The organism is Bifidobacterium biavatii DSM 23969 (assembly GCF_000741165.1).
Classification (GTDB): Bacteria; Actinomycetota; Actinomycetes; order Actinomycetales; family Bifidobacteriaceae; genus Bifidobacterium; species Bifidobacterium biavatii.
This window is the reverse complement of record NZ_JGYN01000030.1, coordinates 108,127-133,583: the sequence shown is the minus strand read 5'-3', so window position 1 is coordinate 133,583 and position 25,457 is coordinate 108,127. Positions and strand designations below refer to the sequence as shown.

Below are 25,457 nucleotides of genomic sequence, written 5' to 3'. Positions count from 1 at the left end.
TAGGAGGAATTCCGAATGGGAACGACACTGGCCGAAAAGGTCTGGGCCGATCATTTGGTACGCAAGGGCAGCGATGGCGCACCCGACTTGCTGTACATCGACCTGATGCTCATGCACGAAGTCACCAGCCCGCAGGCGTTCGAGGGCCTCCGACTGGCCGGACGCAAGCCGCGCCACGTGGACCAGCTCATCGCCACTGAGGACCACAACACGCCGACCGTCGACATCGACCGTCCGAACCCGGACAAGACGAGCGCACTGCAGCTGAGCACGCTCGAAAAGAACTGCAAGGAGTTCGGCGTGCGCCTGCATCCGCTGGGCGACGCCGATCAGGGCATCGTGCACGCGTTCGCGCCGATCCTCGGCCTGACGCAGCCGGGCATGACGATCGTGTGCGGCGACTCGCACACCTCGACGCACGGCGCGTTCGGCGCGCTCGCGTTCGGCATCGGCACGTCCGAAGTCGAGCATGTGATGGCGACGCAGACGCTCTCGCTCAAGCCGTTCAAGACCATGGCGATCAATGTCAACGGCGAGCTGCCGGCCGACGCGACTGCCAAGGACGTCATCCTCGCGATCATCGCGAAGATCGGCACCGGCGGCGGCCAGGGCCACGTGATCGAGTACCGCGGCGACGCGATCCGCAAGATGAGCATGGACGAGCGCATGACGATCTGCAACATGTCGATCGAAGCCGGCGCGCGAGCCGGCATGATCGCGCCCGACGAGACGACGTTCGAGTATCTCAAGGGCCGTCCGCACGCGCCGGAAGGCGAGATGTGGGATAAGGCCGTCGAGTACTGGAAGACGCTCAAGACCGACGATGACGCCGTATTCGACAAGGTCGTAGACATCGACGCGACCAAGCTTGGACCGTACGTGACGTGGGGTACCAACCCCGGCCAAGGTCTGCCGATCACAGCGAACGTGCCGGTGCCGGGCGAGATCGCGGACGCGACCAAGCGCGCCGCCGCCGAACGCGCGCTCAAGTACATGGATCTCGAGCCGGGCACGCCGATCAAGAGCATCCCGGTCGACACCGTGTTCATCGGCTCGTGCACGAACGGTCGCATCGACGACCTGCGCGCGGCTGCGGCGATCATGAAGGGCCACCACAAGGCCAAGTCGATCCACCGCGTGCTCGTCGTGCCGGCCTCGTCGCGCGTGCGCCTGCAGGCCGAGAAGGAAGGGCTTGACAAGATCTTCAAGGACTTCGGTGCGGAATGGCGCAACGCCGGCTGCTCGATGTGTCTCGGCATGAACCCCGACAAGCTCGTGCCCGACGAGCGTTCGATCTCGACGTCGAACCGCAACTTCGAAGGCCGTCAGGGCAAGGGTTCGCGCACGCACCTCGCCTCGCCGCAGGTCGCCGCCGCCACCGCCATCCGCGGCACGATCTCGTCGCCGGCCGACCTGTGACACAATCCGCTACATGACGGTGTCATTTCGACTGAGCGAAGCGAACGGAGAAATCTATCGACGGTTCGTTACCGTGACGGATTTCTCGACTCCGCTTCGCGTCGCTCGAAATGGCACATGATATGCGAGACTATCGCTGTTCGTTGTAACACAAGCTTGTCAGCCCTTAGCAGAGGGCATCAGAAAGAGAAAACGTATGGAAAAACTCACCACGTTGACCGGCGTGGGCGTGCCGCTGCGCCGCTCCAACGTCGACACTGACCAGATCATTCCGGCCGTGTTTTTGAAGCGCGTCACCAAGACCGGCTTCGATGACGCGCTGTTCTACGCATGGCGCCGCAACCCGGACTTCGTGCTCAACAAGCCCGAGTATGCGAAAGGCCAGATTCTGGTCGCCGGACCGGACTTCGGCATCGGCTCCTCGCGCGAGCACGCCGTGTGGGCGCTGCATGACTACGGTTTCCGCGTGGTCATCGCGCCGCGCTTCGCCGACATCTTCTACGGCAACACCGCCAAGAACGGTGTGCTGGCGGCGATCATGCCGCAGGAGTCCGTTGAGCTGCTGTGGAAGCTGCTCGAGGAGGAGCCGGGCCGCACGATGACCGTCTCGCTCGAGGACCGCACCGTGACCTGCGGCGACGTGACGCTGCCGTTCGAGGTGAACGACTACGTGCGCTGGCGTCTGATGAACGGCTACGACGACATCGACCTGACGCTCCAGCACGAGGACGACATCGCCGCGTACGAGAAGATGCGCGCCGAGAAGTTCCCGTTCAAGCCCAAGACCATCCCCGCCAAGCACTGGCCGGAGGAGACCATCGCCTCCGCCCGTGAGCCGGAGAACGAACCGGCATGGCCGGGTCCGATCGCCGATCGCGACTAGCGCAGCGTCGCGTTCGGCGGTGGACAGTCCTGTGGACTGTCCACCGGCCCGGCCTGAACGAGACGAGAGTCGAGTGAAGACAATGCCAGGCCTCGCCGCAGCCCTTTTTCTCGGCTCCCCTTGTCAGGGGAGCTGTCACGAAGTGGCTGAGGGGTAGTCAGAACCCATTGCATTGCGTGCGGTAACGTATTGGATGCCTTTTCCTCCAGCCCCCTTCTGACGAAGGGGGCTTTGTTTTTGTCCGGTTATGGAAGATAGGTGTTACTGTCGAAAGGCAGTGGCCGACGGCAGACAGAACAGAGACGGGCATGGAAGGGGCCGATATGGGTTTTGGTTCGCGCAAGGACAGGCCCTCGTACCGGGACATCGCGAAGTTCCTCGGCTTGTACGGAGACCGCCGTGGCACGAGCGACGTCGATGATGACGACGAGGACGATTACGACGATTACGACGATTACGACGACTACGGCGAGGATTCCGGCGTCACGTACGGCGGTTCGCGCTCCCTCAATGCTGTGGTCCCGGACAAGCGCCTCCAGCATCTCGCCGGCAACGCGTACTGGCGCGCCCAGGACATCGTCGACTCCGGCCGCATGCACGAATGCACGAGCGCGCCGATCAAGCAGGGCATCGAGCTGGCCGCGTTGGTTGTCAGCACGTACGAATCGTCGGACGACTATCGCGTCTGGGCTGATATCGACACGCGCGCCCACGACGTCATCAAGGCGCACTGCACCTGCCCCGCGTTCAACCGTTCGACCAGCGGCTACTGCAAGCACGTCGTCGCGCTGATCATGCACTACAACCAGGCCGCGTACGAGTTCCGCAGCATCCCCGGTTCCGCCGCGGACGAGGTCGAACGCAAGGCGTCGGCGGCCACGTCGCGCGCGCTGTCGCTGTTCATGCGGCAGCGCGACGACGCATTGGCTCGGGAGTCGAAGGATCGCCAGCTCGGCCTGCTCAAGGAGATCAGCAGCATTGCCGACGCGGGCGGCACTGCTGACGGCAATGGTTCGCAGGCTGTTCGCACCATGCCGGCGAACAGTATCGGGCTGCGCGTGAGTATCGCGGAGCAGGGTGACGGATGGGGCGTCAAACTGCGCATCGTGGTGCACGGCACGTCCGTTTCGTACGTGGTGAAAAACATCGCCGGCCTGCTGCAGGCCGTGCGCGACCGCGAATTCGTGTCGTACGGCAAGAGGCTCGCGTTCGTGCATACGCGCGAGGCGTTCGACGAACGTTCGCGGCGCGTGCTCGATCTTGCCGGTCGCGCGCTGCGCATTCGGGCGAGCGTGAACGGTGGCGATTCGTATCGTTCGTACTATTGGCGCAAATCGGATGATTCGGAGCTGCGACTGTCCGAGGATGAGATCGCCGAGCTGCTCGACCTGTACGTCGGCACGGACGATACGCTCGACTATGCGCCGGGTGCGCGATTCCTGCTGCCGTCGCTGCCGACCCGCGTGGTTGTCGGCGAACCGGATTTCGGTCTGTCGATTGTGCCGGTGACTGATCGCCCGGCGACTGGACAACGTATGCTGCCGGGCATGCCGGGAGCCGATGCCGCGAACGTGGAACCGACGGTCACCGGGTATGCGATACGCCATACGCAATGTCTGGAGGCGGTCGTCGCCGGCGAATCGTCGACGTATATGATCGTGCGTCCGTTGTCGCGGGCTGTGATCGCGGCCGACGATGCCGCGCTGTCGAATGCGAGCGCCGCGTCCCGCGCGCTCGGAGCTCAGGCCGCCGCGTTTTCCCGGGAATACGGTGATGCGCGGCCGGCGGTGATCTACCGTTGCGGCGATATTTCGGCCGATCGTCGCGAACTGCTGAAACTGCTGTGCGGCGACAACGATCAGTCGACGATGATGCTGAACGCGAACGACGCCGACCTGTTCGCGCGCACCGTGCTGCCCGAGTTCGCGTCCCCGGCGGCGGCCCGGTCCGAGGAGGAACCAGCCGGCGATCGTGCCGACGATGAGCCCCTCGACGATACGTCGGTACAAAATAATTATGAAAGCGTTAGCAAAAAGACGGGGGCGACCGGTGATGCCAGCGAACGAGCGCTGTCCATCGACGTGCCCGACTCGCTGCGCCGGCTCATGCGCGTGCCCTGCCGCATCGCGTTCTACTTCGACCGCGACCAGCACGGCATTTCCTGCGATGCGCGCGCCTACTACGGCGCCGACATGTTCCGCGTCTTCGACGGCATCGGACGCACCCCCGCCGACGCGCGGCGCGACAAGGACACGGAACGGCTCGCCGTCGAGGCGGTGCTGCACTACTTCCCGCGTCCGGCCGGCTCCGTCGCGCTGTTGCCCGACGATGACGACGAGGCGATCTACAAGCTGCTCACCGAGGGCCTTGCCGTGTTCCGCGGGCTAGGTGACGTGTACGCGACCCCCGCGTTCGACGGCATGACCGCCATGCCGCGGCCCACCATCAAGTTCGGCCTGTCCGTCAAATCCGATCTGGTGCGCATTTCGCCGATCGCCGACGAAATCGACCCGGCCGACGTGCCCGCCTTGCTCGCCGCGTATCGCAGAAAGCGCCGGTTCCATCGGCTCGGCAACGGCGCGTTCGTCGACCTGCGTAACGTCGACACGTCCGCCGTTGACGAACTGTCCGCCGACCTCGGCGTCGATCCGGCCGAATTCGAACAAGGCTCGGTCGAAGTGCCCGCGTACGAGTCGTACTATCTTGACCACGAGGTGGACGATGCGGACAAGGACGACGGTTTCCGCACGTACCTGAACGGTCTACGTGTGATCGATCCCGCCACGTACCACGTGCCGGACTCGCTCGCGAACGTGCTGCGACCGTATCAGACCGAAGGATTCCGCTGGCTCAACGCGGTGTGCGACAAGGGATTCGGCGGCATCCTCGCCGACGAGATGGGCTTAGGCAAGTCGGTGCAGTTGCTCTCGTTCTTGCTTGCCCGGCAAGGCGAATCGCGCGCGGCGCAGCAGCCAAGCCTGATCGTGTGCCCGGCGTCGCTCGTGTACAATTGGGCGGCCGAAGCGGCCAAGTTCGCTCCCGGCCTGCGCGTGGAAACCGTCGCTGGCGGCAAGGCGGTGCGGCGCGCGCTGCTCGACCGCATTCGGATGGTGCAGGCGCATGCAGGGGTGAACGATGCGAATGTTACGGCGGCGAACGCGGCCGATGCGGCTGATGCGGGCGAGTCCGTTGTCGTGACCGGTGATGCGGCTGATCCGGCCGGCGGTGCAACTAGTCCGACCGGATCGGTTGCCGGAATGCGCTTTGCTGGCGCCTCGGATACCTCGGCTGCTCCCACTGTGCCCGACCTGCTGGTCACCTCCTACGATCTGCTGCGGCGCGACGTCGACGACTATGAGGGCGTCGAGTTCTTCTGCATGGCGCTCGACGAGGCCCAGTACATCAAGAACGCGGCCACCAAGGCGTCCAAGGCCGTGCGGCGAATCAACGCACGGCACCGGTTCGCGCTCACCGGTACCCCGATCGAAAATCGCCTGAGCGAACTGTGGAGCATCTTCGACTTCCTCATGCCCGGCATCCTCGGCCGCTACGCGCACTTCCGCGAACGGTTCGAAATGCCGATCCTGAGCGGCGACGGCCGCGCGCAGGGCAAGCTGCAGGCGTTTGTCGGGCCGTTCATCCTGCGCAGGCTCAAGTCGCAGGTGCTCAAGGATCTGCCCGACAAGATCGAAAACGTGATCACTGTGCAGTTGGAAGGCGAACAGCGCAAGCTGTACGCCGCGCTCGAACAGCAGCTGCGGGCGGTCGTGCTCAAACAGAAGCCCGAGGACTTCAACACGGGCAAGATCCAGATCCTCGCGCAGCTGACCCGGCTGCGGCAGGTGTGCTGCGATCCGCGGCTCATCTACGAGAACGCGGGGGAGAACGCCGGGGCGGGCGTGGAGGCGGTGTCCGGTGCGTCTGCTGCGAGCGATCTCGCGCCGGCCGGGCAGACCGTACACGCCGGGCAGACCGCGCAGGTCGGGCCGGTCGACGGAACCGCCCGCAAACTGGGTCGCCCGTCGAAGAAAGCCACGTCGGCCAAGCTCGACGCGATCGCCGAACTCGTCGACTCGTGCCGAGACGCGGGCAAGAAGATGCTCATCTTCTCGCAGTTCACCAGCTATCTCGACCTGATCGCCGAACGGCTGCACGCGGCCGGCGTCGAATACGACATGATCACCGGCGCCACGCCCAAAAAGCAGCGCGTCGAACTGGTCGACCGGTTCAATCAGGACGAGACCCCGGTGTTCCTCATCTCGCTCAAGGCCGGCAACACGGGCCTGAACCTGACCGGCGCGTGCGTGGTCGTGCACGCCGACCCATGGTGGAACGCGGCCGCGCAGAACCAGGCCACCGACCGTGCGCACCGCATCGGGCAGACGCAGGACGTGAACGTGTACCAGATCGTCGCCAAGGACACGATCGAGGAGCGCATCATCAACCTGCAGCATGCCAAAACAGACCTCGCCAGCCGGTTCGTGGATGCCGCGGCCACCGCGTCCGGCACGTCCGTCGCCTCGCTCACCAAGGAAGATCTGCTCGCCCTGCTCGGCTGATCCCGGTTCGGGATGCCGGCCGTCGGATTCGGAGTCGGGTTTCCGGCTGTGGTTCCGGCGGGGCACGCGCGGCGTGCGATGAACCAGCCGAGAAATGGTGCGACCGTTTGCCGCCGAACTGGCGGAATTTTTGTTGGATCGACGGTCCGTCGGCCGGACGTGTCCGCATTGCGCGCATGGACACGAGCATTGACACGATTTAACCAGTCGGGCATGTAAAGTAGTGCCTATCGCAAGCTCGTTGTCGGAAGGATGTTATGGTCACAATGAGCGACGTCGCAAAGGCGGCGGGTGTTTCTAGGGCGACGGTTTCCTACGCGCTGCGCGGTGATCCGCGCATCGCCGCGGCCACGGCGGAGAAAATTCGCCAGGCCGCGCAAAAGCTGCACTACAACGCGAACATATCGGCACGGTCCCTGCGCTCCGGCCGCAGCGGCATCATTGGCGTGGCGATCTACGAACTTGACCGCCCATATCCTTCCGAAATGAGCGCGGCCATGTCGCGCGAAATCGCGCGTCGCGGCTACCAGCCGATCGTGCAGCAGACGTCCGGTTCCAAGGACGACGAAATCATGATCCTGCAGAAGGTCACCAGCCAGCTGTGCGACGGCATGATCTTCAGCCCAGGACAGGTCTCCGACGAGGAACTGCGCGCGCTCTCGCACGGCAAGCCGATGGTGCTGCTCGACGACATTTCCCCCGACCCGGTGTTCGACTCGGTGAACACCGCCTGCGAGGACGGCTCCGCTGCGGCCGTGCGCCACCTGATCGACATCGGTTGCAAGCACGTGGTGGTGGTCGGCCCGTCCTACGACATGCTGCTCGACGACAAGATGGCCTCCAGTGTGGTCGGCCGACGCATGACCGGCTGCCTGCGCGCGTTCGAGGAGGCCGGCGTGGACGTGGACGCGAGCAACTTCCTGCCGTTGGAGCATTGGGATCCGATCCCCGCACGCGAAGCCGCGTACCGTCTGCTCGACTCCGACGACTATCGCGACGCCGACGGCGTGTTCTGCATGACCGACACGATCGCGATCAGCTTCATGCGCGGCCTTGCCGACCGCGGCGTGCGCGTGCCCGACGACATTGCACTCGTCGGCTTCGACGGTGTCACCGAAAGCGAATACGCGGTCCCGTCCCTGACCACCGTGCGCACCGACCTCGACGATCTGGCGCGCCGGACGCTTGACCTGCTCATCGACCGCATCAACGCGAACGTCGGCGGCGTGGGAATCGACGCGGCGGGCGACGCGGGCGACAATGCCGGTGACGGCCTCGCCTTCCCAGACGCGCCCCAGCGGCTCACGGCCGCATGGGAACTCGTCAAACGCGAATCCACCCGCCGCTAGCGATTGCTGTGTGACAGGGGACTGGTGCCGATGTCACACAATGCAAGTAATTGGCGTGACATTGCTCCTGGTTTGCTCGGGCTGCCGGGCTCAATGTCACGCAAGATGGGCAACATGCGTGGCATTGAGCCCAGTTCGTTTGGGCTACTGGTGCCGATGTCACGCAAAACGGGTGATTGCCGTGACATTGACACCAGCAGCCCGGGGTCTTATAGCGCCAATGTCACGCATGGGTGCGGGGCATGCAGGCGATGTCACGCGGCGTCGCGCATATCGGCTCGAGTCAGTCCGGCCGAAGCCAACGCGGTCGGGGCCATGGCACCTGCCGGCAGCAGGCCGTCCGCGGCGAGCGCGTCGCGCATCTGGTCGAGGCATCGTTCGAGCAGCGGATGCGGCATGGCGAAATTCATGCGCACGCAGCCTGCGCCCACCGCACCGCACTCGCGGCCGTCGGTCAGCGCCACGCCCGCATGCTCAAGGAAATACGCGGCCGGATCCGCGATGCCCAGCCCGTTGAAATCAAGCCACGCGATGTACGTGCCCTGCGGTTTGACGTAGCCAACTCCGGGGAAATCGCGGCGCATGCGCTCGTCGACCAGCTCGGCGTTGCGCTTGACGTACTTGAGCACCTCGTCGAACCACAGTCCGCCCTCCTCATAGGCGGCCGTGGACGCGATCGCGCCAATCGTGGCGGTCTGATGCTCCGACCATTCGCAGCGGTCCGTCCACATGCGAACGTCGTCGGGGTTCGTCAGGATCACCTGCGCGCACTTCGTGCCCGGAATGTTGAACGACTTCGACGCGGACGTGGCGGTGAACGCCTGCCGCGCAGTCATCTCGTTGATCGCCGCGAACGGGACGTGGCGGTGATCGTCGAACACGAACGGCGCGTGAATCTCGTCGGAGAAGACGCGCACGTTGTACCGTTCGCACAGCGCGGACAGCCGCAGCATTTCGTCGGTCGTGTAGACCTTGCCGATCGGATTGTGCGGATTGCACAGCACGAACGCGCGGCAGCCGTCGCGGAACGCGGCCTCGATCGCATCGAAGTCGAACAGCCAGTCGCCGTCGGCCCGACCGTCGCCGCAGCCGGTCGTGCAACCGGCATTGCGGCCGTCGACGCGCAGCATCGGAATCTCGACCAACTCGACGTCATACAATCGCGGCAGGCTCAGGAACGGCATGTATGCGGGCGTCGGCACGATCACGCGATTGCCGTGACCGACGATCTCGCGCAGGAAAATTTCAAACGCCTCGACCACGTCCGGCACGACGCGCACCTGCTCCGGGTCCACGTTCCAGCCGTAGCGCAACCGCTGCCAGTCGGCGCACGCCTTGGCGACGTGGCGCTTCCACGGCGTCGGGATGTAGCCGAGCGCGCAGCCCTGCACCGCGCGGTCGATGGCGCGCTGGATGCACGGCGCGAGGCCGAAATCCATTTCCGCGATGAATGCGCCCACGCAACCCGGGTAGCGCGACCACTTGTCGCTGCCGCTTTGCGCGAGCTTGTCCGCGGTGAGTGCGTCGATGGCCTGGGCGTCGAATCCGATGATGTCCTTCACATAATCCATGCCTCTACTCTCGCGCTTCGGCATGGTGCTGCGAAAGCCGCGAACGCCGCATGTCGCTTAGACGACCCATAAGCAAACGAATGGCTTGGGGTGAGGTCAGTGTTCAAGCAGGGGAGCGGCGGCCCAGCGCAGTTCGTCCGCGAGCGTGCGCACGGCGGGCCGGTCGTCGCCGCGGCGCGTGATGATGCCGATGCCGCGCCTCGCGTACGGGTCGTCGATCGGCAGCAGCTCAAGATTCGGCGGCAGGGGCGCCATCGACGCGAGCCGCGAGACGATCGACACGCTGGTGCTGATCGCGACGAGGCTCTGCGTGGTCGCGTAGTCGTCCACGCAGTACGTGATGTTCGGCTCGAATCCCTCGCGCCGTGCCATGCTCAGCAGGTTCGTCTGGCAGAACGGGCAGCCGGCGATCCAGCCGTGGTCCGCGTATTCGCGCAGACGCACCGTGCGTGGGTGTCGTTCCGATCGCGCCGATCGCGCGTCGTCGGTGGTCGTTCCGCTTTCGTCTGCGGTATCCGCGTTCGTATTGCTTGCGTTTGCTCCGCTTGTGTCCGTGCCGTTCGCCGCATCGGCAATCGTGCCATCTTCGCGTCCGTCGGTTGCGCACCGCGCGTCGGCCGTCTGTTTGCCGGCAGACTCGCCGCGCGCCGGATCGGGCGTCTTGCGCGCGAGCAGCAGCAGCGGATCGTCGCCGAGACGGTCGAATTGCACGTCGTCGTCGATCACGAGATATTGCGGGATGCTTTCATAGCGGAAGATCACCGCGCAGTCGGCCTCGTCGCGGGCCACGGCGGCGATCGCCTCCGGCGGTTCGGCCTGAGCGAGGCTGACGTCGATGGTCGAGTCGACGCTGAGCTTGGCGAGCGCGCGCGAAACGATGGTCGAGCAGATCGACGGCGGGGCGAGCAGACGAAGCGACGTGTCGGTACGGCGCCGGTATTCGGCGAATTCCTTGCCTGCCTGCGCGAGCCGCAGCGCGATGAGTTCGCCGTGTTTGGCGAGGATCGCGCCGGCCGGTGTGAGCGCTGCGCCGCGGCCGGTGCGTTCGATGAGTTGGCATCCGCAGTCGCGTTCGAGCTTACGCACTTGCTGGCTGACGGCCGGCTGCGACCAGCCGAGCACGCGTGCGGCCGCGGTCAGCGATCCTTCCGATCCGACGCGCCACAACGTGACCAGCAGATTTGGATCAAGATTGACGATCGCGCTGTCGAACGCGACCCCATATTCGCCGGAACCTTCCATAGCAACTCTCCTTATATCCAACATGCAAGCGGGTGCGGACAGTTGGGCGGGCGGCGGTTGCGGTGTGGCCGTGGATATGGCTGGGAGTCGTCGGAGGTGCCGTTTTCCGCCGTGTGGCGACGGTTGCGGCGGGGTGTTTCGGCTGATGCGACACGCGAGGCTCGGCGTAACCGGTTGACACGATTCAAGAAGTTCGATATAACATACGTGTTGTTTGTTTGACACGATTCAAGCAAATGAAAGCCTGCATTCAACGACGGATGCCGGTATGGAGAGAACATAGTCAACACAGACGGGAAACAATCATGCGCACCAGGAAGAGCAGTGTGATTCTCAAGGGCTTTGCGGCCGCGTCATCGCTGGCGATGCTCGCGTCGGTTGCGGCGTGCGGCGCCAGCACTGCGAACAACGCCAAAACTTCGGACGGCAAGCCGATCGTCAAGATTCTGGTCGTCAAGGCTAGCACGCAGATCCCGATGAAAGACATGAAATGGACGCAGGACCTCGAGAAGGAGGCCGGCGTCAAGATCAAGTGGCAGGAAGTCCAGCAGAGCGCTTGGGATCAGCAGAAGAACGCCTCCCTCGCGGCCGGTGACGTCGCGGACCTCAACATCCGCGCCTACAATCCGGACGACACCGCCAAGAATCCCGACGTGTTCGAGGAACTCACCGACGACATCGACAAGATGCCCAACGTCAAGAAGTTCTTCGAGGAGAAGCCCATTGCGAAGAAGTTCGTCGAGGTCAGTGGTAAGATCCGCGTCCTGCCCTCCGATCGCGGCAAGGGCTACCTCGCCTCCGGCCAGCACATGCTCATCAACAAGGCGTGGCTCGACAAGCTCGGTCTCAAGGTGCCGATCACTTGGGACGAGCTGACCAAGGTGCTCGAGGCGTTCAAGACGCAGGATCCGAACGGCAACGGCAAGCAGGATGAGATCCCGATGCACCTGCGCGCCCTGCCGACCGATCAGGTCGGCATGTGGTGGAGCCCGTTCCTGTTCCTCAACTCCACCGGTATCGTCACGCAGTACAACGCCGGTCCGTCCGGCCAGGGCATCTACGTCAAGGACGGCAAGGTCGGCAACTACATGCAGACCGACGAGTTCCGCCAGGTGCTCGACTACCTCGCCAGCCTGAAAAAGAAGGGCCTCGTGCCCGACAACTGGGTGACGCTCGACGACAGCAAGTACTGGGCGCAGCTGCAGCCCGGCGGTTCCGAGGCGACCGTCGGCGCGGCGTTCGGCTGGGACGGCACCGCGTTCGGCGCGATCGACTCCGATCTGTACAAGCAGTACATCACCATTCCGGTGCCGTCCGCTCCGGGCGTCTCCGCGTCCGAAACCGTGTGGGACGGCTCGCGTGAAAACAACGAGTTCGAGGACTACCACATGTCCATGAGCGCAAACGCGGCCAACAAGGACGCCGCGCTCAAGGTCATCAACCTGCTCTACTCCGAGAAGTACTCCGTGCAGCAGCTGTACGGCGCGATTCCTGAGTACCTCGAGGACAACGGCAACAGCACCTACACCGTCACCCAGGCGCAGATCGACGCGTGGGCCGAAGGCAAGGGCCCGGCGCTCGCCGACCGCCTCGCCGGCTGGATCCCGGACAGTGTGACCATCAAGAACGACCAGTCGATGGACTCCATCGCTGCCGCCGACAAGGCCAACGAGGAGCAGTACAAGAACTACGACCACACCAAGGACATGATGCCGATCTACGTCCGTCTTGACGAGGCGGACCAGAACACGGTCGCCAACGACTTCGCCTCGGTGTTCAGCACTGCGATGCCGCAGATCGCCAAGTTCGTGCAGGAAGGCACCACCGATGCGACATGGAAGCAGTTCCAGGACCAGCTCAAGCAGCTCAACATCGACGAGCCGACCCAGCTGTGGCAGAAGGCGTACGACAAGTACGTCAAGTAGCTGCATTCGCTGACGGTCCGGGGTGGCGGAGCGTATACGGCTAACGCCCTTCGGCGGTCGGCTCTGGGGATGTCCCAGGCCTGCGTTGGGCGCGTTCTGCCGGCGCCCCGGGCTGGTCGGTCCCGGGGATGCTCCGGGGATGCCCTGGGATACAAGGTCACGGGATGGCAAAACGCGAGTTCTTGCCATCCCGCGACTGCGATTGTGGTCACGCGATGGAACGGCATCGTTGCGGTGCCGTCGCGTGACCTCACAACCGTGAAAATAACCGTGAAAGCCGTGAAAACTTGAGTGTTTATTGGGTGTTGAATATAACGGGATGGAAAATGAGGGCTTTTTGCCATCGCGTGACCGGGCGTCAAGGCTGGATGGTGCGTGACTGGATACCGAAAAAATTTTCACGGCAAAACACTGCAACACGATTTGTCTCGATTCAAGTCGTCATGTATAACGATACATAGCATGTAATCGCACGATTCGCGAAAGTTCGGTACGGCCGGGCGCAACGTGGTGCCGGCAACGACTTGGCGGCCGATCGCGCGAGCGAACAACAGAACACCAGAAAGGCCTGAACATCATGACCGTACTCGAACAGCCGGTCGTCCGCGCGGTGCCGCGCGACGAACTGCCGCACCGCGTCAACAACATGCGGCTCGCCACCAACCCCCTGCAGCGCTACTGCGCCGACCCGAACCTCGCCATCTTCGACGGGCACTACTTCCTCTACTGCACCGACGACGGCGTGGACAACTGGGGCACCACCGCGTTCAGCGTGTACGTGTCCGACGACCTCGCCTCATGGAAGCGCTACCCGGCGCTCGACCTGCGCGACGTGCCGTGGTGGGACGGCTCCGACGGCGCGTGGGCACCGAGCATCGTGCAGCGCCCCGACGGACGCTACGTGTTCTACTTCGTCGCCGGATCGCAGATCGGCGCGGCCGTTGCCGAATCGCCGTACGGTCCGTTCGTTGCCGAGCCCGAGCCGATCGTCCGCAAAGGCACGTTCGACTGCCACACGATCGACCCCGGCGTGTTCGTGGACGACGACGGCACGCGCTATCTGCTGTGGGGCAATGGACGCGCATGGGCCGCGCCGCTCAACGACGACTGCGTTTCGTTCGACGAATCGCGCGCGTTCAGCTGGGTGCCCGGCGACTTCCGCGAAGCGATCTGGCTGCACAAGCGCGACGGCGTCTACTACGCGAGCTGGAGCGAAAACGACGCGCGCGACCCCGAATACTGCGTCAAGTACTCGACGAGCGAATCGCTGCACGGTCCGTGGAGCGAACCGCGCACGCTCATCGAACAGGACCCCGAGCACAAGCTGTACGCCACCGGGCACCACAACATCGTGAACATCCCCGGCACAGACGAATGGATCGTTGCCTACCACCGCTTCGCGTACAATCCCGTCGGCCGCTGGCACGGCGGCAACGGCTGCCACCGCGAAACCGTGTTCGCGCCGCTCGTGCACAAGGCCGACGGTTCGCTCGCGCGCATCATCCCGCAAGTCGGCTCCTACGTGCGCCCGCTCGCCTTCTGAGGCCGTTCCTGGTACTTTGTCGGATTCACACGGCTGTTTCCTTTTCTTCGGCTCCTCTTGGAGCTACCGCGCAGTGACTGCGGGTAGTCAAAACCCATCATATTGAGTCCGGCAAAGTACCAGGGGTTTTGCTTTCCTTTGCGGTCTCCGGCAGTCTTCTGTCAACCGCCGTCGTCTCCTCTTGCATCCTCTGTCAGCCATCGCCGCCGTCTTTTGCCGTCCCCGATATCGCATGCACCCTTGGTTGCTACGTGACATCGGGGATAGCGGTAGATGGTTACTGGGGAGAATGTCACGCAAATGGGTTTGCCGGCGTGACATTCTCCCCAGTAGCAAGTATGTACCATCATTCATGTCACGCTGCGAGGCCTGCCTGCGTGACTTTACGGCTGGTATTGGCGGAGTACCATCTCCGATGCCACGCGCATCCGCCGATGAACCGAGGTCTCAGCCGATGCTCCGGCTTGGCCCGATTCAACTTGGCCCGATTCGGCTCGACTTATCCACAATCCGCCCAGTTTGTCGACCATTCGACCACATACCCCGAAATTCGTTTGCCTTAAGGACGTTTTCCGCTACCGTCAAGGCATGAGAACACATCGTCGTATCGAACAGCAGCTATCCGAGGCGCAGCGGTCCCGCCGATGCGCCACCGCATCATGCCGCGCAGACCGAATGGCCTTGCTTCGCCGCAAGCATGCCGGTCTGATCGTCAGCCCGTATCGGGGCATGTATGCGGACCTCTCATACTGGCAGTCGCTGAATCCGACGGAGCAAACCCTGCACATAGCCCGGACGATCGCGATCGGCCATCCGTCGCTGGTGTTCGCCGGGCCAACCGCGGCGGCGATCCACGGATTTGAACACCAATGGTCCATCCACCATTCTGGTCTGTATGTTGCCGATACGGTGCACGGGTTCGCGCACGGGGCGCGCGACGCTGCTTGCCGCACGCCCCGTGGCGGGCTGCACGGTATCTATATGGCCGCCGTTCCCGAGACCGCAGTCGGCGGATTGCGCGTCACCGATGCCGCGCGAACGATGGTGGACTGCGGGCTGGTCCTTCCGTTTGTCAATGCGCTGCCCATAGTGAACTCCGCTCTGGCACAGTCGGCGGTCACGCTTGATGAGATACGGTCGGTGTCCGCCGGATTGCGGCGCGATTGCACACCGATCGATCGGTTGTTGCGTTACGCCAATCCGCGCTGCGACAACGGCGGTGAATCGCTGGCGTATGCGACGATCGTGGAGGAGGGGTTTATCGAACCGGTCGTGCAGCATGTGTTCGCCAATCCCCATGACCCCGAGGAATGGTATCGCGTCGATTTTGCATGGTTTCTACCGGGCGGACGCGTTATGGTGGCGGAATACGACGGTATGGCCAAATACGTCGATCCGGCCATGACCGATCGCAAAAGCGTGGCGACTGTGGTGAACGAGCAAAGCGTGCGGGAACGGAGATTGCTGAATTGGGCGGTACATGAGATCGCCCGATTGACTTTCGATGATGTCGTTCGCAGACTACCCATGATTAACAAACTTCGCGCGATGGGCATCCCCCGATACGGTTTCGGTTCGGCTGGTCGAGGAGAAGACGCGTGTTGATCCTGTCGGTCAGGTTGAGTTGGCGAAGTTGTGTCGGTCGAATCCCGTTGGCGGGATGTAATGGCGGAAGGCGAATGAGCTTGATGGCTGATTGTGGTGGTTGATTGTTGGTTGGTTTGCGTCCGTCTGTTAGCCGGATCTCGACGGTGGTCTTGATAGTCGTCGGTTGGTGCGCTCAACATGTGTGTTGCGTGACATGTTCCCCGGTAATGGTCGGATGCTAGCGGCAACGTCACGCTGAGGAGCCTGTCTGCGTGACATCACCGTTAGCAATGGATGGCTGCTATCTCCTATGTCACGGAAACCCGCTGATTGGCGTGACATCGCAGCTGGCATCGGGCGGTTGCTATCTTCGATGTCACGCAAATCGAAGATGGGGGAGGCCGGACTGGCGATGATGAGGAGGATTGATCGGATTGACGGAGATGAAGGAAGGTCTATTGGATGCTGAATGAAGACAGGGCCGATCGGATAGACGAAGAGATGAACGGCAGCCGGGCTGATCGGAGGCGGAGGAACCGGCTCTGCACGGAAGGCAAAGGACTATCCGGAGCGATGAGGGACCGACGTCCTTCTAGACTGGGGTGCATGAGCAAGCATCATCATCGCGACCGCAGCTGGGCGCCCGCGCCGCCCGCGCTGCCGGCCGACGCGCAGGTCATCGACAACCACACGCACGTCGCATCCGTCGTGCCGTTCGCGCGCGCCATGAGCCATGAGGCCGTCGAAAAAGGCCAGCCGGAAGTCCCCGTGTACGGCGTCGACGAACTGCTCGCACAGGCCGCGGCCGTCGGCGTGAGCGGCATCATCGACTGCGGCTGCGAACTGACGAACCTGCAGGTTGCCATCGACATGGCGCGCGAACATCCCGGCCAGGTCCACGCGGCCATCGCGATCCACCCCAACGAGGCCGTGCGCCACGGCCATCGCGCCGCGCCCGGACCGGACGGGCTCGCCGTCAAGTACAAGCCGTACCACGACGTGAGCTTCGACGACGCCATGGCCGAAGTCAACCGGCTCGCGCGCGCCTATCCCAAGCAGGTAGTGGCGATCGGCGAAACCGGCATGGACCTGTTCCGCACCGGCGAATCGGCCGCGCACATCCAGCGGGAAGCGTTCCGCGCGCACATCGCGCTCGCCAAGGAGCTCGGACTGCCCATGCAGATCCACGACCGCGACTCGCACGCGGAGGTCATCGACACGCTCCTCGCCGACGGCGCGCCCGAACGCACCGTCTTCCACAGCTATTCCGGCGACGCGGACATGGCGCAGGTCGCCAAAGAGCACGGCTGGTACCTGAGCATGTCCGGCACGTGCAGCTACAAGGGCAACGACGGCATCCGCGAATCCGCGCGCATCGTCGGGCTCGACCACATCATGGTCGAAACCGATGCGCCGTACCTGACGCCCATGCCGTACCGCGGGCGCACCAACGCGCCGTACATGATCCCGTACACGCTGGCCGCGCTCGCCGACGTGTTCGACCTGCCCGTGGCCGAGGTTGCACGCGCGACGCGACGCACGACGCGCGAGGTGTACGGCGTCTGACCGCAATACGTCAATCGGTCGACGGATGTCCACACGATTCAGCCGCGATTGTGTGATGATTTGACAAACATTCGGCACGCGCCTATACTGACCGCTTAAGCAACGAAGAAGTCCGCCGGAACCCCTCCGACGGGCTTCTTTGCGTGTGAGGTGGTGCATGAGCGGGGAGACTCCCCGCCAATGTGGAGGATGCGTTATGGCGCAACAACCTGACGAAACCCTGCTGAAAGCCGACACGTTCACCAACGCGCCCAAGGTTTCCCGCAGAACCCTGACCGAAGAGGAAAAAGAAGAACTTGCCAAGCAGCGCCAGGCCGAGCAGAAAGAGGCCGTGAAGCTGTACGAAACCGCGTCCAAGGGACCGCTGGGACGCTGGTGGGCCAAACTGCAGTCCGGTCCCGACAAAATCTCGCTCGCCATGTCGATCGTGGCGCTCGGCGTGGTCTACGGCGACATCGGCACGTCGCCCCTGTACACCGCGCAGACGTTCCTGTCCGGGCAGGGCGGCATCGCGAACGCCGACCGCGAGGCCGTTCTCGGCCTGCTTTCCCTGATCTTCTGGTCGATCACGCTGATCACCACCGTCAAATACGTGCTGATCGCCATGCGCATCGACAACAACGGCGAAGGCGGCATCTTCGCGCTCTATTCGCTCATCCGGCGCCACGGATCATGGCTCGCGATCCCCGCCATGGTCGGCGGCGCGGCGTTCCTGGCCGATTCGGTGCTCACGCCGGCCGTGTCCATCAGCTCCGCGGTCGAAGGCCTGACGACGCTGCCGCAGATCGAGCCGCTGTTCGACGCGAACCCCGATCTGACGCTCATGATTACGGTCGTCATCATCGTCGTACTGTTCTGCGTGCAGTCGCGCGGCACCGAAAGCATCGGCAAGGTGTTCGGCTCCGTCGTGCTCGTCTGGTTCACGTTCCTCGCGGTCGTGGGCGCGGTCAACCTCGCCGGCGACTGGACCGTGTTCGCCGCGCTCAACCCCGTCTACGGCGTGAAATTCCTGTTCAGCCCGCACAACGCCGCCGGCATCGCGCTCATGGGCACCGTGTTCCTGTCCACCACCGGCGCGGAGGCGCTTTACTCGGACATGGGCCACGTCGGCCGCGGCAACATCTACTTCACGTGGCCGTTCATCAAGATCGCGCTCGTGCTGTGCTACTTCGGCCAGGGCGCGTGGATCCTGCGCAACCAGCACAATCCGGCGCTCGCCCGCGTCGCCACGCTCAACCCGTTCTTCCAGATGATGAACCCGAACGTGCGCTACGTGGCCGTGATCCTGTCCGTCGCGGCCGGCGTGATCGCCTCGCAGGCCCTCATCACCGGCGCGTTCACCATGGTGTCCGAGGCGACGCGACTCAACTGGATGCCGCATCTGCAGGTGCGCTACCCGGCCCGCACGCGCGGCCAGCTGTACATTCCGGTCGTCAACGGCGTGCTGCTGGCGGCGACGCTGTCCGTGCTCGCGTTGTTCCGCGACTCCGAACACATTTCTGCCGCGTACGGGCTCGCGCTCACGGTCACGATGATCACGACGACCGTGCTGCTGACCGTGTACCTCTGGTACAGCGGGCGCCGGGTCGGCGCTGCGGTGTTCCTGCTCGTGTTCCTGGCGATCCAGGTCATGTTCTTCATCGCGTCGATGGCGAAGTTCCTGCACGGCGGCTGGTTCACCATGTTGCTCACGCTCGCCATCCTGTTCGTGATGTACACGTGGAACGAGGGCACGAAGATCGAACGTTCGCAGCGGCGGCACATGAAGACCGGCGATTTTCTGCCTGCGCTCGAACGTTTGCACGGCGATTTCCGCATCCCGTACTTCGCCGACAATCTCGTGTACATGACCGCCGATTCGGAAATGCGCCGGCTTGACACGGACATCTTCTTCTCGATCTTCGCGGACCATCCCAAGCGCGCCCGCGCATGGTGGGCAGTGTCCGTGCAAACTACCGACGAGCCGTTCACGCGCGAGTATTCGGTCGAGAACTTCGGCACGAACTTCCTGTTCCGCGTGCGCATCCGCCTCGGATTCAAGGTCTCGCAGTCGATCCCTGTGTACCTGCACCAGATCATGCACGACCTTAACCGCTCCGGCGAACTGCCGCAGCAGAAGTCGCTGTACCCGAAGGTCGACGCCGATCCCGACATCGGCACGATCCGCTACGTGCTGGTCCACAAGGACCTCATGCCGGAGTCGAAGGTGACGACGCGAGGCGCGATCGCCCTGCGCACCAAGTACGCGATCCGCCACGTGGCCGGTTCTCCGGTCAAATGGTTCGGACTTGCGCCGTTCAACCCGATCATCGAGGTCCAGCCGCTGTTCATCGCCACCCGCCGCCCGCCGCGGCTCAAGCGCGTGCCGCTCAAGAAGCCGAACGACGGCCGCATGGCCGAATCCGGGCAGCTCGCCGAGCTCGTCGCCTCCGTCGAGGACGGCGCGCGCGACGCGAAGGGTCGTCCGGAGCGGGGCGTCTCCGGTTCAGCGAACGTGCCGGGCATGCGGCCCGCCGTGGAACCGCAGCGGCATCGGCTTCCCTCCGACGGGGAAACCACGGTCGTCATGCAGCGCATTCCCGCCACCTCCGGCAAGCCCGGCCGCAAGAGGAGCCTCAATGGGCAGTCCGGCGGTGACGCAAAGGCAGCGGGCGCGGCGGCTGGTACCGGCGCGACGGGGTCGGCCGCAGATACCGAATTGAAAAACGGATCAACCGAATCGAAAGGCGGACCGACCGAGTCGAAAGCCAAATCGAAAGGCGAATCGACCGGAGTGAAGGACGCATCGAAGCGCGGACCGAAGGCCAATCCGACCGCCAAGGCCACGCTATAAAGAACACCTATAACCGCGTCGTCATGTCGCGGCACGGCTCCGGTACAGTAATCAACCATGTGCAGATTACTGGGATACGCAACGGCAGGTACCAACCTGAGCCTCAACGACGTGCTCGGTCAATCCGCAGCCCGCGAGTTCATCGAGCTGAGCGAAATCCACAACGACGGTTGGGGAGCCTCGCTGATCTCCGAGCCCGCGGATCCGCCCCACGTCCGGGACGGCGGCGCGCCCGCGCCCGAAACCGGCGTCAAACTGTACAAGAGCACCATCGCCGCCCATCGCGATCCGCTGTCCGCCGACTTCGCCGCCGACCCGGCGCGCGGCGCGCTGTGGCACCTGCGCCTGGCCAGCTCACATCAGCCGCTCATCATGGAAAACCAGCAGCCGTTCTTCGCCAACGGCCTGTCGTTCATCCACAACGGCGACATTTCCGACGAGAACGGCGTGAACATCATCCACAACCGCAACTATCCGGTCAACCGCGGCGCATTCCTGTCCACGGGCGGCCGTTCCGACTCGGCCATTTTCTTCTCGGTCATCCTCGAATACGTGGCGTTTGGCTTCGCACTCGACGAGGCCGTCGCGCAGGCCGTGCGCCAGCTGCGCCAGGCATATCCGAAGTCGAGCTACAACTGCATGATCCAGAGCGAGGACCAGTTCATCGCCCTGTGCGCGGCCGGCCGCGAGGTCACCAGCCCGCGCATCGTCGAGATCTACGACCAGTACGGCAAGGCCGACAAGGCGCACGACTATCGCGTGATCCGCTACCGTGCGATCGACACCGACGCGCGCACCGGCAAGCCGTCCGGCGTGGTCGTGGCCAGCTCCGGCTTCGAGCAGAACGAGGCCGACGGCTGGACACGGCTGAACAACGACCAGATGATCGTCGCCTCCAACCGCACCGGCGAATTCCGCGTGCGCTCCATCTGACGTTCGGGCGGTTCGCCCTGCCTGAGACGTCCGACCTGCCCCCAAGCGGCCCGAACCGCACCGTCCTACAATGACGGGTATGAGCGGATACATTCCCACACTTGAACAAATCGACGAACTGCATCGCCGTATTTCCCCATCCGAGGCAGCGTATGAGCTGATCCACACGCATTGCGTGATCGTCGCCACTATCGCCTGCCAGCTGGCGCGCCGGCAGAACGCGCTGTTCACTCGGCGCTGCACGCTGCCGAAGGACGCGCCCGAACTGCAGCCGGTTGACGTGAACGCCGGACTGCCGGCCGATTTAACAACCGCTGCGACGAACGATGATGCCGCCGTCACGACAGCTGAACCGGACCAACCGACGCCGACGCAGCTGCCGTGGATCGTGCCCCCGACCGGGGGAGTGGAAGGCGGTAAGGTGCCGCCGCGCCTGCTCGACGAGCATCTGGTCATGATCGGCGGCCTGCTGCACGACATCGGCACCTACCGCGTGCTCAAGCACGACGGTTCCGACGGCGAACCGCTCAAATTCGACGGCAAACGCTACATTCTGCACGGCCTGCTCGGCTACGAGTGGCTGCTCGAACAGGGCGTGGACGAGTCGATCGCCCAGTTCGCCCGCAACCACACCGGCGTGGGCCTCACGCGCGAGGACGTGATCCGCCAGGACCTGCCCTTGCCGCCCGACGACTACGCGCCCGTCAACCTCGAGCAGGAAACCGTGATGGTGGCCGACAAATTCCACAGCAAGTCCACGCCGCCCAAGTTCCTGTCCGTCGACGCCTACACGGCCAAGGCCCGGCGCTTCGGCGAGGAGAACGGCCGCCGCTGGCTCGCCCTCGTCGAACAGTACGGCCGGCCCGACATCGCCGCGCTCGCCGAGAAGTACCACATGCGCATGGTGTGACCGTGACGAGTGCGGCTGATGCGTGCGATTGGTGCGTATGATTGACGGACGCGCCGTCGCAGCGCCGGCGCACGCAAGAGAAAAGCCTTCCGACGTTTCGCCGGAAGGCTTTTCGATGAACGCCGCTGCCGCGCCGCAAGCCGCGAAAAGCGTGCAGCACGGCAGCGCGCGAACACTCCTACTCGCTCAGATACGTGACGTGTTCCGCGACTTCGGCCACCTCGTCGTCGGAGGTAAGCACCACCACGCAGCGCTTGTCGTCGCCGTGCGTGAGCGACAGCAGCGCCTTGAGCACGGTCACGCTGTCGTCCGCATCCAATCCGCCGGTCGGCTCGTCGGCGATGATGACCTCCGCATCGCACGAGATCGCGCGCGCGATCGCGACCAGTCGGCGCTGTGCTTCCGGCAGCTTGCCGGCCGGCACGTTCGGCGTGTCCGCGTCGAAGCCCACGCGCATGAGCAGCTCACGCGCCAGCACCGGCTTGGGCTTGAGGAACGTGCGGCCGGAGGCGTCCATCGCGTACAGCACGTTCTGTTCGGCGTTCAGATCGTCGCGCACCGCGTAGCGCTGCGGGATCAGGCCGAATCGGTGGCCGAGCAGTTCGCCCGGATCGATTTCGAGCACGTTGAGACTCTTGTTCATGACCGCGCCATCGGTCGGGCGGGTCATACCGGTCACGAGGCCGAGCAGTGCGACGCGCTCGTCGTCGCCGTCCACGCGGATCGCGTACAGGTGGCCCTTGTAGAAGGACGCGCTCACGCGGTCGAGCGTGTTGTGCCCGCTCTTGCGGTCGGTGAGCGTCACCTTGTTGAATGCGAGTGACGGGTACGCCTTGAGCAGCTTGTCGTCCTCGCGGCCCGCCTTGAGTTCCTTGTCGAGACGGACGGACAGTCGCAGCGACTGGTCGTCGGCCGAAGCGGCGTGATCGTCGGCGCCGGCCGAGATCGCGGCGGACTGTGCCGTTGCTGCCGCGGCGACGATCGCGTCGTCCTGCTTGCCGAGTGCGAGCGTTTCGTTGACGCGCGCCGCGTTGGCCGCGGCCACGCCCGCCACGTCGCCGATGACAGCGCTTCCCGCTGCGTCGTCCGCGGATGATTCGCCGGCGTCCGTCGCCTTGTCGTCCGGGAATTCCGCGGACGCAAGACTATCGCTCACGTTCGCGATGTCGACGGCGACGGCGGCGTCGTCGTCGGTTGCGGTGGTGTCCGATGCGGACTCGGCGGCGTCGGCATGGTCGTCGTCATCATCATCGAACACGATGCTGAACTGCACGTCCTGCGCGGCGGCGTTCGTATCGGCCGCGTCAGTCGTCTCGGCGGTTGCGTCGGCGGCCGTCGTCTCGTCGCGTTCGGCAGCCTGCTTGGCCTCATCGTTAGTGTCGCTCGTCATGTCATCCTTCTTGCTGTCGTCAGTGGATTCGTTGGCGGACTCGTTCGTGGTCTGATCGATGTCGTTGTCGAGTGCGTCGCTCATGCCTGCGCCTCCTCGGCTGCGGTGGCGGCCGTGGTGCCGGCCGCCACGCCGGTGCGCGCCGCGAACAGCTTCTTCGGGCCGAAGCAGCACACGCGCAGCGCCGCGACGATGCCGAGCACGAACACGCAGACCAACCCGATCCAGCCGACGTGCCAGATCATGCCGCCGTCGATCGTGGTCGCGTAGCCGGTGGCGAGCGAAGCACCGAGCGGCTTGGACGCGAATCCTCCGACCAGCAGGCCAAGGCCGAGACCGACGAGCAGCGGGATGAACGCTTCGAGCATGAGCTGCCAGCCCATGCGGCCGCGGGAGACGCCGCAGATCAGCGCGGTGCCGATCTCGTTGCCGCGCTTCCACACGCTGAGCAGCACGAGCGCGAGCAGCAGCACGCCGCCGGCCGCGAGCAGTGCGATCGACACGGTGTTCATGCGTTCGTTGAGCGAGGTGATCGGCTTGATCTTCTGCTCATACTTGGCGATGGTCGGCGAGGAGACTTCGTAGCCGACCTTAATTGTCTTCTTCACGTTCTTGACGAACTTGTTGTAGTCGCTCATGGAGCTGAATTCGAACACGTAGCTCAGGTCCGGCTTGCTCCAGTCGGAGGCTTTCTCGTTGGCCCATTCGGTGGTGTACATGGTGCTGTAGGCCACGTAGATCGCGTTGTCGCGGTTGTCCTTGGCGAGCTTGGCGTCGGAGCCGTGGCCGGCGGGCGCCTCGTCCGTGTACTCGTAGATGCCGCGCACCACGAGTTCGGTGGTTTTCTTCGCGTCGGACGGGCTGGCGACGGTGAACTTGTCGCCGACCTTGAGATTGTTCTTGCTGGCGAGGGCCTGCGAGATGAGCGCGCCCTTTTCCGCCTTGCCGGAGTAGCTCAGATGCTTGCCTTTGACGACCTTGTAGGAGCCGAGGTCGTTGTCGCGCGCGGTGTCGACGGACGTGAACGCCTTGAGCGTGAATTCGCCGCCGGTTTTGCTCGCGTCGGCGTCGGACTTGCCCGCGATGGCCTGGATGGAGCCGCTGGTCTGGCGCACAGGGAACGATTCGGACGCGTTGACGTTGGCGAGCGTGATGTTGGCGGTGGTGACGACAGCGTAGTAGCCGTTGTACGTGTCGGTGGTCAGGTAGTTCTTCACCCAGCTGGAGTCGGTGCCGTCGTACTTCGCCTGCTGATCGGCGGTCATACGAACGATCGCGCCCGGTGCGAGGGATGCGCGGTCGGTGACGGTCGCCGTGGTGTTCGCCTGCCGCACGGACAGCGTGAACAGCGACCCGAAGGCGACGACGACTGCGATGACGAGGATCAGCAACGTGCGCAGTTTGTGGCGCATGAGCTGACCCCAGGCGTTCTTGAGAACGAACATACGGCTTCTCCAGTTCTCCTGAGTTGGGCGGTCGCGTGCCGTCGTGGGCGCGTGCCGTCGGTTGCGTTGGCCGGGACGCCGGCCGGTGGCGAACGTTTCCGGCGATGGTCGGAACCATGCTGCGCCGGCAAGGGCGTGGGCATCCCGTGGCAACACTATGGCTGTGATATGTGGATGTTTTCTTGTCGAAGTCTACTGTAGTCCTGCAATAAGTCTGGGAAAACCCTGAATGCGACATGCGCGGAGCAGCTCCAACATGCGGGCAACGTAGCCGAAATCGCGCTCCTGGCCTTGGATGATCG

At 64.2% G+C, this 25,457-nt stretch carries 14 protein-coding genes and 2 pseudogenes; 12 read left to right on the top strand and 4 right to left on the bottom strand.

Annotated elements, in window-relative coordinates; translation table 11 throughout:
- Positions 1-15: 15 nt before the first annotated feature.
- The 5 genes and pseudogenes from leuC to BBIA_RS10055 all read left to right on the top strand — a co-directional run bounded on the left by leuC (position 16) and on the right by BBIA_RS10055 (position 8,210).
- Positions 16-1,419, top strand: coding sequence for a 3-isopropylmalate dehydratase large subunit (leuC, locus tag BBIA_RS10070; protein ID WP_033495656.1), 1,404 nt, complete (start codon positions 16-18; stop codon positions 1,417-1,419).
- Between the two features lie 196 nt (positions 1,420-1,615).
- On the top strand, positions 1,616-2,302 hold the full coding sequence (gene leuD, locus BBIA_RS10065; RefSeq protein WP_033495654.1) for a 3-isopropylmalate dehydratase small subunit: 687 nt from the start codon (positions 1,616-1,618) through the stop codon (positions 2,300-2,302).
- Between the two features lie 308 nt (positions 2,303-2,610).
- Positions 2,611-6,861: a DEAD/DEAH box helicase gene (locus BBIA_RS14970; protein ID WP_081892280.1), complete on the top strand. Its 4,251-nt coding sequence runs from the start codon at positions 2,611-2,613 to the stop codon at positions 6,859-6,861.
- Positions 6,862-7,112: 251 nt separating this feature from the next.
- Positions 7,113-7,250, top strand: a pseudogene (locus tag BBIA_RS15120) (LacI family DNA-binding transcriptional regulator); the annotation flags it as partial.
- Between the two features lie 57 nt (positions 7,251-7,307).
- On the top strand, positions 7,308-8,210 hold the full coding sequence (locus tag BBIA_RS10055) for a LacI family DNA-binding transcriptional regulator (protein WP_338010489.1): 903 nt from the start codon (positions 7,308-7,310) through the stop codon (positions 8,208-8,210).
- A gap of 254 nt (positions 8,211-8,464) precedes the next feature.
- On the opposite strand, the gene BBIA_RS10050 is transcribed toward BBIA_RS10055, so the two are convergent.
- Both BBIA_RS10050 and BBIA_RS10045 read right to left on the bottom strand, forming a co-directional pair.
- Entirely contained in the window at positions 8,465-9,772 is a 1,308-nt protein-coding gene (locus BBIA_RS10050; RefSeq protein WP_238548493.1) for a MalY/PatB family protein, read from the bottom strand.
- A 105-nt stretch (positions 9,773-9,877) separates the two neighbouring features.
- Entirely contained in the window at positions 9,878-11,023 is a 1,146-nt protein-coding gene (locus BBIA_RS10045) for a LysR family transcriptional regulator (protein WP_051923969.1), read from the bottom strand.
- Between the two features lie 305 nt (positions 11,024-11,328).
- On the opposite strand from BBIA_RS10045, the gene BBIA_RS10040 reads away from it, so the two are divergent.
- The 7 genes and pseudogenes from BBIA_RS10040 (at position 11,329) to BBIA_RS10010 (ending at position 22,320) form a co-directional block, all read left to right on the top strand.
- A complete protein-coding gene (locus BBIA_RS10040; protein WP_081892274.1) occupies positions 11,329-12,948 on the top strand; it encodes a type 2 periplasmic-binding domain-containing protein in 1,620 nt (539 codons plus the stop codon).
- Between the two features lie 577 nt (positions 12,949-13,525).
- Positions 13,526-14,491 carry a family 43 glycosylhydrolase gene (locus BBIA_RS10035; protein ID WP_033494492.1) on the top strand — a complete coding sequence of 322 codons (966 nt, stop codon included), beginning with the start codon at positions 13,526-13,528 and terminating at the stop codon, positions 14,489-14,491.
- Between the two features lie 675 nt (positions 14,492-15,166).
- On the top strand, positions 15,167-16,096 hold the full coding sequence (locus tag BBIA_RS10030) for a CTP synthase (protein ID WP_152600582.1): 930 nt from the start codon (positions 15,167-15,169) through the stop codon (positions 16,094-16,096).
- Positions 16,097-16,684: 588 nt separating this feature from the next.
- Entirely contained in the window at positions 16,685-17,644 is a 960-nt protein-coding gene (locus BBIA_RS10025; protein ID WP_033494491.1) for a TatD family hydrolase, read from the top strand.
- A 196-nt stretch (positions 17,645-17,840) separates the two neighbouring features.
- A pseudogene (locus BBIA_RS10020) lies at positions 17,841-20,006 on the top strand (KUP/HAK/KT family potassium transporter); the annotation flags it as partial.
- A 528-nt stretch (positions 20,007-20,534) separates the two neighbouring features.
- The gene (locus tag BBIA_RS10015) at positions 20,535-21,410 is read left to right on the top strand and encodes a class II glutamine amidotransferase (protein ID WP_033494490.1); all 876 of its coding nucleotides are present in this window, start codon (positions 20,535-20,537) and stop codon (positions 21,408-21,410) included.
- Positions 21,411-21,489: 79 nt separating this feature from the next.
- Complete coding sequence (locus BBIA_RS10010; protein WP_035138348.1) at positions 21,490-22,320, top strand: HD domain-containing protein; 831 nt, start codon at positions 21,490-21,492, stop codon at positions 22,318-22,320.
- 178 nt (positions 22,321-22,498) lie between these two features.
- Here BBIA_RS10010 and BBIA_RS10005 read toward each other — a convergent pair whose 3' ends face one another.
- A complete protein-coding gene (locus BBIA_RS10005; protein WP_081892272.1) occupies positions 22,499-23,794 on the bottom strand; it encodes an ATP-binding cassette domain-containing protein in 1,296 nt (431 codons plus the stop codon).
- Positions 23,791-25,155, bottom strand: a complete 1,365-nt coding sequence (locus BBIA_RS10000; RefSeq protein WP_051923967.1) for an FtsX-like permease family protein — start codon at positions 25,153-25,155, stop codon at positions 23,791-23,793. Before BBIA_RS10000 ends, BBIA_RS10005 begins: the two co-directional genes overlap by 4 nt.
- Positions 25,156-25,457 lie beyond the last annotated feature (302 nt).

What these genes read in the sequence shown, in the direction of transcription:
- leuC (WP_033495656.1), top strand. Translation starts at nt 16, where the DNA reads ATGGGAACGACACTGGCCGAAAAGGTCTGGGCCGATCATTTGGTACGC.
- leuD (WP_033495654.1), top strand. Translation starts at nt 1,616, where the DNA reads ATGGAAAAACTCACCACGTTGACCGGCGTGGGCGTGCCGCTGCGCCGC.
- BBIA_RS14970 (WP_081892280.1), top strand. Translation starts at nt 2,611, where the DNA reads ATGGAAGGGGCCGATATGGGTTTTGGTTCGCGCAAGGACAGGCCCTCG.
- BBIA_RS10045 (WP_051923969.1), bottom strand. Translation starts at nt 11,023, where the DNA reads ATGGAAGGTTCCGGCGAATATGGGGTCGCGTTCGACAGCGCGATCGTC.
- BBIA_RS10040 (WP_081892274.1), top strand. Translation starts at nt 11,329, where the DNA reads ATGCGCACCAGGAAGAGCAGTGTGATTCTCAAGGGCTTTGCGGCCGCG.
- BBIA_RS10035 (WP_033494492.1), top strand. Translation starts at nt 13,526, where the DNA reads ATGACCGTACTCGAACAGCCGGTCGTCCGCGCGGTGCCGCGCGACGAA.
- BBIA_RS10030 (WP_152600582.1), top strand. Translation starts at nt 15,167, where the DNA reads ATGGCCTTGCTTCGCCGCAAGCATGCCGGTCTGATCGTCAGCCCGTAT.
- BBIA_RS10025 (WP_033494491.1), top strand. Translation starts at nt 16,685, where the DNA reads ATGAGCAAGCATCATCATCGCGACCGCAGCTGGGCGCCCGCGCCGCCC.
- BBIA_RS10015 (WP_033494490.1), top strand. Translation starts at nt 20,535, where the DNA reads ATGTGCAGATTACTGGGATACGCAACGGCAGGTACCAACCTGAGCCTC.
- BBIA_RS10010 (WP_035138348.1), top strand. Translation starts at nt 21,490, where the DNA reads ATGAGCGGATACATTCCCACACTTGAACAAATCGACGAACTGCATCGC.
- BBIA_RS10005 (WP_081892272.1), bottom strand. Translation starts at nt 23,794, where the DNA reads ATGAGCGACGCACTCGACAACGACATCGATCAGACCACGAACGAGTCC.
- BBIA_RS10000 (WP_051923967.1), bottom strand. Translation starts at nt 25,155, where the DNA reads ATGTTCGTTCTCAAGAACGCCTGGGGTCAGCTCATGCGCCACAAACTG.